Genomic DNA, 12,430 nt, shown 5'->3' with positions numbered 1-12,430 from the left:
CCGGGTCAGAGAAGGAACAACAGCGCCGGGAGCAGTCCCCGCGCTTCCACCTGGTCGACGAACGCCGGCCAGTGCGGGGAATCGGCCGCCGCCCCGAGCTGCTGCTGGTCGCCGACGTCGAGGCTGTCGCCGGTGAGGCCGGTCCAGATCCGCTCGAGCTGCTCGCACTCGTCCGCCGTGGTCAGTGGGATCGTTGCCACGACCCGGTCCGGCTCGTGCAGGAAGACGTCGAGGACCTGGGCTACCGCGTCGATGAGTCGCCGCACGGTGGCCGCGGTGAACAGGGTGGAGTCGTACTGGACCTCGAGGCGCAGGCGGTCGCCTTCGAGGAACCGCAGGAGCAGATCGAACATGCTGGTCTGCGGGGGCAGTTGCTCCAGCGTGGCGGTCAGGCCCGGCAGCTCCCGCAGCTGCATCGGATAGTTGTCCACGGTGACGAGGACCTGCACCAGCGGCGGTACGCCCGGGGTGCGGACCACGTCGAGGGTCCGGACGATCTCGTGGAACGGGGTCAGCTGGTGCTCCAGGGCGGTCAGCGCGCTGGCCGTGACCGAGGCGAGCAGCTCGTCGCCGGTGTGGCCCGGGTCCAGTCGGTAGCGGCAGGGCAGGGTGTTGGCGAAGAAACCCAGCAGGTGTTCGGTGCCGGGCACCGCACGGCCGGCGACACCGGTGCCGAGAACCACGTCGGTCTGCTGGGCGAACCGGGACACGACGGCCGCGGTGGCGGCCTGGACGACCATGAACAGGGTGGTGCGGCGGGCCTGGGTGAAAGCGGCGAGGCGGCGGGTGGTCTGCTCGTCCCACGTGCGGGTGGCGTGTCCCGGGGTCCGGGCCCGGTCCTCGGTGCGCTCGTGGTCGGTGACGAGAGCGAGCTCTCCGGGGTAGCCGTTCAGGTAGGAACGCCAGAACGCTCGTTCCTGTTCGGCGGCGGACGTAGCGTGGCCGTTCTGCCAAAGAGCGTAGTCGCCGTACTGGACGGTCAGCTCGGGCAGCCGCGGCGGGCGACCTTGCCGGTGGGCGAGGTAGGCCTCGGTGATCTCGCGGACGGCGACGTCGATCGACCAGCCGTCGGAGACGACGTGATGGGTGCTCCACGCCAAGATGTGTTCGGTGGTCGAGAAGGAGTGGAGCCGGATGACCGCCAGCGGCCCGCGCTCCAGGTCGAATCGGTGGTCGGTGGCACGGTGCATGGCGTACGCCCTGCGGGCGTCGGCATCAGCGAGGTCGGCTGCCACCTGCTCGACCTCGAGGTGGACCCGGGCCTCGGCCGACGGCACCTGGTAGGGGACGCCGTCGCGGACGAGGAAGCGCATCGAGAGGATCTCGTGGCGGTCCACGAGCGTGCCGACCGCATATCGCAGGGCCTCCACGTCGACGTGGCCTCGCAGGTGCAGCAGACTGACGCCTTCGTAGGAGCGATCGTCGGGGTCGACCTGGTTGAGGAACCACAGGCTGGCCTGGTTGCCGGCCAGCGGTAGCTCCGTCGTTCCCTCGGGCCGGCGGGCGATGGTCACGGCGGTGAGGGACGCGGGCCGGTCGTGGGCGGTCGCATCGTCGACCAGGGCGGCCAGCGCCCGGGGGGTCGGGTTCTCAAACAGGTTCCGTACGGCGAGGTCGACGCCGTAGCGGTCCCGCAAGCGCGCCATGACCTGGGTGGCGTGCAACGAGTGCCCGCCGAGGTCGAAGAAGTCGGTGGCCGGGCCGGGGCGGTGTTCCAGTCGCAGAACGGACGTCCAAATGTCGATCACCGCCGTCTCGGTGGCGGTGGCCGCTTCGCCGTCGGTCTCCGTGGGTGCGGTGACCAAGCTGCCGACGTCCCAGGCGGCGAGGACCTTGGTGTCGACCTTGCCGTTGGTGTTGCGCGGCAGCTCGTCGAGGCGGATCAGGAAGTCGGGGACGGCGTAGCGGGGCAATACCGCGGCCAGCCGGTCGCGAACGACGGCCGCGGTGACCTCGATGCGCCGCACCGGCTCGGCCGGGGCCGCTGTGACCGGCTGGCCGGCGCCGTTCGAAGCCACCCTCGGCACGTAGAAGGCGACCAACTGCTTGCCGCGAGCCTCGCTGAAGGTGCGGGCGATGACCGCGCTCTCCTGCAGGTCGTCGAGAGCGGCCAGGGCGGCTTCGATCTCGCCGAGTTCGACGCGCTGGCCGCGGATCTTCAGTTGGCTGTCGATGCGGCCGAGGAACTCGTAGCCGCCGTCCGCGAGTTGGCGGGCCCGGTCACCGGTGCGGTAGGTGACGATTTCCGGGTCGCCGGCGAACGGGTCGGGAACGAACGCCGCGGCGGTGCGGTCGGGGTCGTTGAGGTAGCCGGCGCCGACCACGATGCCTCCCACGTACAGCTCACCCGGGGTGCCGACCGGAACCGGCTCGCGACGGTTGTCGAGGACGTAGACGGCGCCGTTGCGGATCGGCCGGCCGAGCTGCACCGAGGTGATCCGCTCGTCGACATCTTCGACGACCTCGTAGTGCGTGACGTCGTCGGAGATCTCCGTGGCCCCCCACATGTTGAGGAACCGCACGTTCCGCAGCAGACGCCGGAACGCGTTGACGGTCTTGGGGGCCAGGGCCTCGCCCGCGCAGACGACCCAGCGCAGAGCCAGACCGGGGAAGGCGTCCACGCCGTAATAGGTCAGTTCCGCGTTGATCACGCTGAGGACCGACGGTGAGACCTCCAGGATCGTCACGCCGTCGGCGACGAGGGCGCGCAGCAGCCGGGGCGGGTCCTGGCTCACCTCGTCGGGGTAGATCACCGTGGTCGCGCCGACGCCGAGAGGTGCCAGCATCTGCCACACCGAGATGTCGAAAGTCGCGGCGGCGTCCTGCGACACCAGGTCTCCGGCCGCGATGTCCAGGGCGGCGACCTTGGCCTCGATGTGGTTGAGCATGCCGTCGTGCCGGATCAGCGCGCCTTTCGGCTCGCCGGTGGACCCGGACGTGAAGGTCACGTAGGCGCTGTCGCGACCGGCTGGCACAGGACCGGCGTACGGCTTCCGACCCGCGGCCTCGACAAGGACCTTCCCCAGGTCCAGCACCGGCACCGCCAGGTTCTCGCCGGTCGCCTCGGCGGCGGCGGTCAGCGTGCCGGCGAAGGTGGCACCGGCCAGCACCAGGGTGGGTCTGCTGGTGCGGAGCATGCTGGCCACCCGCGGGACCGGGCCGTTGGGCAGGGGCAGGTAGATCGCGCCGGTGCGCATGATCGCCATGGCGGCGGTGAGGAAATCGAGGTCGCGGTCAGCTCCCAGTCCGATCACCGCGCCGGAAGTAGCGCCCCGCTCGACCAGCCGGGCGGCCAGTCCGCCGACGCGCTCGGCCAGCTCCCGGTAGGAACACGCCTGCGGGCCGCAGATGGCGGCGATGCTGTCGGGATGCGCAGCGGCGGCCTGCTCGAACACCTGGAACCAGCCCGCAGCCGACAGCGGCTGCGGTGTCGGGTCACCGAATCCGGCCAGCAACGCGCGCCACTGCTCGTCGCCCAGCAGCTCCCTGCGGGTCGGTGTCCGATCAACACCACCGGCGATGCTCTCCAGCGTGCTGCGATACAGCTGTGCCACGTCGCGCAGCTGTCGCTCGGAGACCCGCTTCATGTTCCCTTCGAGGTCCAGCGCGAGCAGGCCGCTGAACGGGTCCCGATTGAATTCGGCGCGCAGCGTGTAATTGGTGTGCATGTACGCCTTGCCGTCCAGCACCTGCAGGCCGGTGTTCGCCGCGAGCCGGTGGTAGCTGTGGAAGTGGGTGTAGTTGAAGCTGATGTCGGTCAGCTCCCGGATGCCGATCTGTCGCTGGATCTCGGCGAGGGGATATCGCCGCATCGGCAGCAGCGACGTCTCCTTGTCCAAGGTGGCGCGAATCAGGTCGCTCCAACGGGCGTCGCCGGTGCGTATCCGGTACGGGACCATGTTGAGGTGCAGGCCGAACACATCGGCGCCGCCCGCGTCCTCCGGACGGCCGTTGGACATCACCGACAGCACGACGTCGTCCTGTCCGCTGAGGATGGCCACAACCCGGGCATGAGCGGCGATCAGGACGTGGCGGGCGGTGACGCCGCAGGTACGGGCCACCTGGTCCAGAGCATCGGACAGTTCCGGGTCGATGTCCACGCTGAGGAAACCCATGGTGCCCTCGTGGACGTCGGAGGCGTCGTCGACCAGCCGGGGAAGCAGCGTCGGCTCGACCCCGTCGAGCTCGGCCACCCAGAACGCGCGGGCCTCGGGGTCGCGCAGCGCCTGCTGCTCCAGCGCGATGAAGTCGGCGTAGCGGCGCGCCGGGCGGGCTGCGAGGTGCGGTTCCCGGCCGTTCTTGATGGCCCAGTAGTCGCTGAGGAGCTCGGTCATCAGCGACGCTTCGCTCCACCCGTCGAGCAGGACGTCGTGGAAGCTCATCGAGAACACGAATTCCTGCTCGCCCAGGACGTGTATGTGGAATCGGGACAGCGGTGGGCTGGCCCAGTCGTAGGGGACGTTCTCCTCGCGAGCGTGCCATGCCGCCAGCTCCGCTTCCTGGTCCAGGGCCGGCAGGTGACTCAGATCGGTGCGGGCCGGATGGACGGTGGCGCTGCGGTGAACCAGTTGGAGCGGCTCGCTGAAACCGGTGAGGTGGAACGAGGTACGAAGGATGTCGTGACGGTCCACGATCCGGGCGATGGCCCGCTGCATGGCGGGGTGGTCATAGGCGTCCCTGATCCGGAAGGAGAAAACGTCGCAGTACATGTTGACGTCGGCCAGGTAAGCGCTGTGGAACAGCAGACCAGCTTGCAGGGTGCCGACGGGGTAGGCGTCCTCGATGTCCGTCGTGGCCGCGAGCCTGTCATGGTCCTCGGGCGTCAGCTGGCTCAACGGTGCGACCGGCTGCGTCGCAGTGGTTGTCTGTCCTGCCACGGCGGCCAGAGCCTTCGGTGTCTGCAGGGCGTAGATGTCGGCCAGCTCGAGGGACATGCCTCGCTGTTCGGCGTTCGCCCGCAGCTCGAGGGCCAGGATGGAGTCGCCGCCCACGCTGAAGAACGAGTCGTTCTCGGTCACTCCTGTCACCTCGAGGACCTCCTCGTAGAGGGTGACGAGGGCGCGGATGGCGTCTTCCGGACCGGCTTGCGGCTCACCGTCGGGGTGGGGATCCGAGGTGATGGTCGGCTTGAGGCTGCCCAGGAGTGTGGGGGCCGGCAGCCGGGTTCGGTCGATCTTGCCGTTGACAGTGACCGGGAGGGCGTCGACCGGGATGACGAACGTGGGAATCATGTAGTGCGGCAGTCGCTGGCCCAGGTGGGCGAAGAGCTGGTCCGGGTCGAGGTCGTGGTCGGCGACGACGTAGGCGACGATGCGCGGTGTGCTGTCGGCGGTGGCGGCGCGGGGACGGTCGCCGCCCCGGATCAGGTCCCGGATGCCGGTTATCTCGTCAGACACGGTGCGTTTCTTCACCACCGGGTTGGCCGACGAGGCCGGCCTGGTAGCGATCACCGCGGCTTGGCGAACGCCGGTGACGTCGGCCAGGGCGGAGCGGATCTCGCCGAGCTCGATGCGGAAGCCACGAATCTTGACCTGGTCGTCCTTGCGGCCGTGGTATTCGTACTCCCCGGCGGCGGTGCGGCGGGCCAGGTCACCGGAGCGGTAGCCGCGGGCGCCGCGCAGCGGTACGAAGCGGTCGCTGGTCAGTTCGGGGTGGTTGAGGTAGCCGAGGCTCACGCCGGGACCGATCACCACGATCTCGCCGATCTGTCCGTCCGCGACCTCCGACAGGTCGTCGTCGACCAGCACGAACTCGGTGCCCGGCAGGGGCCGGCCGATCAACGACACGCTCGCTCGCAAGTCCTCCTCGCGCACCCGGCGGAACGACGAGTGCACGGTCGTCTCCGTGATCCCGTACATGTTCACCAGGCGTGGCCCGTCGTCGCCGTACTTACCCATCCACACCCGCAGATCCGAGAAGTACAGCGGCTCACCGGCGAACACGATCCAGCGCAGCGGCAACCGGTCGCCGAAGCGAGTGTCCTCCATCCACAGGTGCTGAAAGGCCGTCGGCGTCTGGCTCAGCACCGTGACCCGTTCCTCGGACAGCAGCCGGCGTAACGCCGTCGGGTCCTTCGCGGTCTCGGCTGGGACGACGACGAGACGACCCCCGTGCAGCAGGGCGCCCCACATCTCCCAGACGGAGACGTCGAAGGCGAAGGAATGGGTCAGGGACCACACGTCCTCCGGGCCGAAGTCGTACACCTGCTCGGCGGCGGTGAAAAGGCTCAGCACGTTGCCGTGGGAGACCTGCACACCCTTCGGCCGGCCCGTGGTTCCGGAGGTGAAGATGATGTACGCACGGGTGTCCCGGGTGATGGCCGCGGACGGCTTGTCGACGGTTGCGGCCGGCAGGGGGCCGTCGACGCAGACGGCGGCGACACCGTCGGGGACCTGCCCGGCCAGCGACCGGGAGGTGATCATCGCCGCCGGTTGTGCGTCCTCGGCGATCATGCGGAGGCGGGCGGGCGGCGTCTGCGGATCGAGCGGGACGTAGGACGAACCCGTACGCACCACCGCGAGGGCTGCGGCCACCATCCAGGCCGACCGTTCGAGCAGAATCCCGACCGGCCGGTCCGGGGCCGAGGCGAGCTCCGGCAGCGCCGCTGCCAGTCGCGCGGCGTTCTCGTCCAGTTGGCGATACGTCCAACAGTGGTCGGCGTCGACGATCGCCACGCGCTCCGGGTAGGCCGCGACCGCGGCGGTGAACGCCTCCGCCAGATCGCCGACGGACGTCAGGGCCGGGTTCTGGGTCTGGTGCTGGGTCATCGCAAACCTCCAGATGGTCCGTCTCGGGGTCAGGGTTGGGCGGTCAGATCTCGAAGGCCGGACCGGAAGTGATCGCACACCCGCTCCGCGACGCGCCGGCCGACCAGTTCTCGCTGGTACTGGCAGCGGAACACCAGGCGGTCACGGTGACGGGCGCCGTACAGGCTGATCGCGAACGCGACGTCGCGGGGTGGCAGATCGACAGCCTGCAGTTCGACGCCGGCGAAGGTCTGGCGGCAGCCGCTGGACGGTAGGGCGAATCCGTCGTCGAGCCGGCCGTCGGCCGACTGCTGGAAGGTCAGCGTCGCCTGGAACAGCGGATGCTGCCCGTGCCGGTCCGGTGCCAGCTCTCTGATGAGACGAGACAGCGGAATATGCGCCGTCTCCAGGCCGGCGTGAAGTTCACGCCAGGTACGCCGTGCGAGATCGTCGAGGGCGTCACCGTCGCGGAAGTCGCCGACCAGGGGCAGCATGTTGACGAGGTAGCCGACTGTGTCGGCGTAGCGCCGGTCGTTTCGACCGTGATGGGGCGTACCGATGACGACCTGCTGGTGTCCCGTAACCCGGTGCAGGGCGCGCAGGTAGGCGGCGGCGAGTCCGGCGAAGGGGGTGTACGCGCGGGAGCGGGAGTGGTCGTACAGGTCCCTCGTGGTTGCGGCGTCGATCTCGAAGTCGACGATCCCGGCCGGGTTGCGCCGCCGCCGGGCCGGCACCGAGGGAAAGAGCTGTTGGTTGCGCAGGTGGCGCCAGCGCTGGGCCAGGACGGCAAGCTCCTGCTTCGCCGACGCGGGGTGCGCGGTTCGGGCCTGAGCGTCCGCCCAGTCGATGGCGGTGGCACGGTTCGGGCGGTCATCGCCGGGTTCCTGTTCAGCTTCCAGCACATCGGCCAGGATCTCGGCCATGACGATCCGCAACGACCAGTAGTCGACGATCACGTGGTGGCAGGTCAGCAGCAGCAGGGTGCTGGTGGGCGTGACGACGGCGGCGACGCGGACCAGCGGGCCGGTGGTGAGCGCGAATCGACGGAAGGCGACGTCTTCGAGGAAAAGCCGGGCCCGCGCCAGGTCCTCGACGTCAGTCTCCTGAAACTGCAGGTCGGGCGGGCGGCTGTGGTGCACGACCTGGGTGCCGGTGCCCAGCGGGCCCAGAACGGTGCGCAGGGCGGGATGCCGGGCGACAGCCGCGGTGACCGCCGTACGCAAGCGGTCGGGCTCGAGTCGCCGGGCGACGCGTACGGCGATCGGCAGGATGTTGGCGGTGTCGTCGGGGTGGAGCTCGTCGTGGAAGGCGAGTTGAACCTGGCCGTCGGAAGCGGGGAACGTCCCCGGCCGTGTACCGGAAACCGTCCGGGCCGGCTCGGTCGGTGAGTCCGAGACGGCGAGGTGCTCGGCGATCTCGGCCAGGGAGCGGTCCCCGAAGAACAGGCGTGTTTCGACCGGCCGACCGAGCAGTTGCTCCACGCTGTTCTTGAGTGCCACCAGTTTGAGCGAGTCCATGCCGAGCGCGGCCAGGGACTGTTGCAGATCTTGGCCGCTCAGCTCGTATCCGAGGTGGGCTCCGGCAAGCCGCCCGACCGCGCCGGCCAAGGATGCTTGGCTTTGCTGCCGCGCCGTGGGCGTCGGGACGTCGGCGGCGGCTTCCGGCCGGTGGCGCCGCATCGTTCGCAGGGTTCCGTCGAGGTGGCGCCGGCGGCATTCGGCTCGACGGATCTTGCCGCTCGAGGTTTTGGGCAGCGCGCCTGGGAAGACGAACACGACGTCGCTGAGCTGGAGGTCGCATCGCGTGCCGACCTCCCGGCGCACCGATTCGGCAAGCCGGCGGGCTGCGTCCGCGTCGGAGCGCAGGGCGGCGACGGCCTCACGGGTGACCTCCAGCAACAGGACGACGTCGCGTTCTCCCGGGTCCGGTTGGAACGCGGCCGCACCGCCGGGCCGAAGCTGTGGCGACAGGTGTGATGCGACACTTTCGACGTCGTGCGGGTGGAAGTTGCGACCACCGATGATGATCAGGTCTTTGCTGCGTCCCACTGGGTACACGTGGCCGTCGTGAACGGCGCCGAGGTCCCCGGTGCGCAGGAACGTTCCTGGCTGTCCGGCGATACGGGCGTGGAAGGTCCGCTCGCTGATCGCGGGTTCACCCCAGTAGCCGCCGGCCACGCCCGGACCTTGTACGCAGATCTCGCCGACATGCCCGTCAGGCAGGCTCCGGCCGTCCTCGCCACGCACGATGACAGTGGTGCCGGCGGTGGGGCTGCCGGAGGAGATGACCTCGACAGCGCTCGCGCCCTCGCCGACGGGCTGGAGCTGTCCGGTCTCGACAGCGCCGCGATGGAATCTGGTCGACCGGTAACCGGCGCCGGGTCGGGATCCGCAGACGAACAAGGTTGCCTCGGCCAGGCCGTAGCACGGGTAAAGGGCGTCCTGGTCGAAGCCGTGAGCGGCATAGCGGGCGGCGAAAGCGCGCAGCGTGCGCCCGTCGACCGGTTCCGCGCCGTTGAACGCGACCCGCCAGGAGCTGAGGTCCACCCCGGTCAGCCGCGCCGGGTCGTAGCGGTCGGCAAGAAGTTGGTAAGCGAAATTGGGTCCGCCGGAGCAGGTGGCGCCGAAGCGTCCGATCGCCGTCGGCCAGATCATCGGGTCGTGGATGAAGGAGAACGTGTCGAGCAGTACGGCGGGTATGCCGTAGAAGAGGGGAAGCAGCCCGGTGCCGATGAGTCCCATGTCGTGGTACATGGGCAGCCAGCTCAGGATGACGTCGCTCGAGCTGATACCGAAGCCCTCGATGATCGCTGTCTCGTTCGCCACGAGGTTGTGATGGCTGACCATGACACCCTTGGGCCGGCCGGTCGAGCCGGAGGTGTATTGCAGGAAGGCGACGTCTGCGGGGTCGGGTCCGGCACGGCCGGCAAGCGGGTGGCCGCCCGTGCGGGCGGCCGCGACGGTGTGGACCGGCGGACCGCCGGCCGTTCGTAACGCCTCGCCCACGGTCGTGGCGAGTTCGTCGGTGGTGAGCGCCAGTGCGGGCCTGCAGCTGTGTACGACCGCCACGACACGGTCCAGTCTGGCGCCGGGCCGCGGTGCGTAGAGAGGGACAGCGATGACGCCGGCGTAGAGGCAGCCCAGGAAGGCGGCCAGGTAGTCGGAGCCGGGAGGCAGAAGCAACAGGACCCGGTCGCCGGGACGGGTGGCATGTCGCAGGTGGGCGGCGATCGCGCGCGTAGCCCGTTCCAGTTCTCGATAGGTGACCCGGCGTCGGACGGTCAGGTCGCCGTTCACGAAGGTGTACGCGACGGTGTCCGGCTGTTGGTCGGCCCAATGTGACAGGGCGGCGGGGATGGAGGCGAACGCGGCGGATGGGCGGACCTGAAGCTCGCTCACTGTGCTACCACTTCCGGCTGGGCGGATTCGCGGGTCCGCAGGTCCAGGTGGCCGATCGCGTCGGCGCACGCCCGGGTGACCTGGGTGGGTGTCTCGCCGTGCGCGATGACGTAGCCGAGCCGGTCGTAGGCGTCACGGGCCGGGCGTATCTTCCTTCCGGGCCCGGCTGTGACGACGACGCAGTCGACACCGGCGACGGCCTGCGCTTGTTCGACCCCGTCGACCCCGGTGAGTTCACCGTCGTGCTCGGCCAGCAAGAACTGGATTCCGGCGTGGTGGATCGGTTCGGCGACCGGTCCTGGTGGTTGGCCCACGGCCGCCCGCAGCTGCTGCTCGAGGATGTCCGTTCCGGTCGCCAGCCGGATCAGTTCGGGGATCATGCCACCGGCCAGCCGGGGATTGATCTCGATGATGGCCGGCCCGTCCTCGGTGAGCCGTACTTCGGTGTGGGTGGGGCCGAGTGTGATTCCGAGGTCCTCCACCGCCCGGCGGACCGTGTTCTCGAGTTCGGCCCGGACGTCCGCCGACAGGGCGGCGGGGAAGACATGGCGGTGCTCGACAAAGAACGGGGCGCCGGTGACGCTCTTCTCCGTGATGCCGATGCAGTGCGTCTGCCCTTTCCAGCTGAACATCTCGACGCTGAACTCCGGTCCGCGCAGGTACTGCTCGACCAGCGCGAAGCCGGCCGACGGCAGTCCGCGGGCGTTGGTCCGGACAGCGAGGATCCTGCTCACCTGCGCTTCGGCCTGCTCCTGGGTAGCGCACAGCAGCACGTTGGTCGAGCCGGACTCGTCCGCCGGTTTGACGACGCAGGGAAGCCCGACCACGGCGACGGCCGCAGCCACCGACTCGACTTCGGTGACGGCGACGAAGCTCGGCTGACACACCTTGGTCGCGTTGAGCCTGCGCCGGAGCGCCGTTTTGTCGCGGCAGACGGCCACTGCCTCGACCGGGTTGCCCGGCAGTCCGAGCCAGGCGGCGAGCTCAGCGGCCAGGCCTACGTAGAAGTCGCTGGTGGTGGTCACGCCGGCGATCTCTTCGCGGCGGAAGCGGTCCTGGACGGTGCGCCGCAGGTCGGTCAGCGAGTTCGTGTCGCAGGTCAGCACCTCGCACCGCGTCGCTGTCAGGCCGACGTACCGGCTCGGACGGCTGGTCAACAGGACAGGGTCGAATCCCAGCCGTCGCGCGGTTTCGAGGGCGAACATACCGGTCCCGGTGGTGTTGGACTCCACGAACAGCAGGTGCTGAGCGAGTCCGTCGGTGCCGTCGCCCTGCCGTGCGGTGCGCGACCATCGGTGCACGACGCGGCGAGGTTCCACTGTCCGGGGTTCAGCGGCGGTGGCGAGGTCGTGCAGGCCCTTCTGCTCCCAGTACGGGTCGTCGTAGATGGTGCCGGCGTATCGGTCACCACGGTCGGGGAAGATGCCGACGATCCGCGTGCCGGGCTCGGCACGGGCGGCGAGGTCGCACAGCACTCGGTACACCGAGCCTGACGTGTTCCCCGCGAAGATCTGCTGCTGCCGGGCGAGGGCGCGGGTCGACTCGAACGCCTCGGCATCGTTGAGCCAGTGCACTTCGTCGATGAGGCGCCGGTCGAGGTTCTTTGGCAGCAGGCTGTTGCCGAGGCCGCTCTGCAGCCGGCCGGGAAGGTCCGGCTGCCCGAAGAGCACGCTTCCGACGGCGTCGACACCGACCACAGTCAGGTCCGGCAGTTTCTCCCGCAGGGTACGGGCCGTGCCGCACAGCGATCCGCCGCTGCCGACCGATCCGACCAGCACGTCGATCTGCCCCAGGTCGTCGACGATCTCCTCGGCGAGCAGCCGGTAGGCGCCAGGATTGTCCGGGTTGCTGTACTGCTGCGGCCAGAAAGCACCCGGCAGGTCGGAGATCAGCCGGTCGAGCAGTTCGAGGCGGGCGCTCTGCCAACCCTGCCCGCTCATCGCCTCGACGACGTGGACGTGGCAACCCAGTGCGCGCAGCTTGGCCAGGGTGACCGCGTCGATGCGGGGGTCGGTGACGATGTGCACGTCGTGTCCGAGGGCGATGCCGACCAGAGCGATGCCGAGCGCCATGGTGCCCGACGAGCTCTCGATGATGGGTGCGCCGTCACGGAGGGCGCCGGTGCGTTTCGCTTCGAGGATCATGGTGCGGGCGACGCGGTCCTTCATGCCGAACAGGTTCTGCAGTTCGAGCTTCGCGTAGACGCCGACGTCCGGCGGGCCGTCGATACGCAGACGGACCAGCGGGGTGTGTCCGATGGTGTCGACCACGCTGTTGAAGAGCATG

At 69.5% G+C, this 12,430-nt stretch carries 3 protein-coding genes; all 3 read right to left on the bottom strand.

The features are described 5' to 3' along the window. Window positions 1-5: 5 nt before the first annotated feature. From EER30_RS11355 to EER30_RS11345, 3 genes are read right to left on the bottom strand one after another with little or no spacing between them, the layout of a single operon-like run. Window positions 6-6,767, bottom strand: coding sequence for a non-ribosomal peptide synthetase (locus EER30_RS11355; RefSeq protein WP_127500352.1), 6,762 nt, complete (start codon window positions 6,765-6,767; stop codon window positions 6-8). Window positions 6,768-6,796: 29 nt separating this feature from the next. Then, on the bottom strand, window positions 6,797-10,144 hold the full coding sequence (locus EER30_RS11350) for an AMP-binding protein (RefSeq protein ID WP_164842287.1): 3,348 nt from the start codon (window positions 10,142-10,144) through the stop codon (window positions 6,797-6,799). Then, window positions 10,141-12,429: a pyridoxal-phosphate dependent enzyme gene (locus tag EER30_RS11345; protein WP_127500707.1), complete on the bottom strand. Its 2,289-nt coding sequence runs from the start codon at window positions 12,427-12,429 to the stop codon at window positions 10,141-10,143. Before EER30_RS11345 ends, EER30_RS11350 begins: the two co-directional genes overlap by 4 nt. Between the last annotated feature and the right edge of the window lies 1 nt (window position 12,430).

Origin of the sequence: Actinoplanes solisilvae, assembly GCF_003999975.1 — a bacterium.
Lineage (GTDB): Bacteria > Actinomycetota > Actinomycetes > Mycobacteriales > Micromonosporaceae > Actinoplanes > Actinoplanes solisilvae.
This window is presented reverse-complemented; position numbering and strand designations above follow the sequence as displayed.

Excerpts from the sequence above, each read along its gene's own strand:
- EER30_RS11345 (WP_127500707.1), bottom strand. The coding sequence starts at position 12,429 with ATGCTCTTCAACAGCGTGGTCGACACCATCGGACACACCCCGCTGGTC.
- EER30_RS11355 (WP_127500352.1), bottom strand. The coding sequence starts at position 6,767 with ATGACCCAGCACCAGACCCAGAACCCGGCCCTGACGTCCGTCGGCGAT.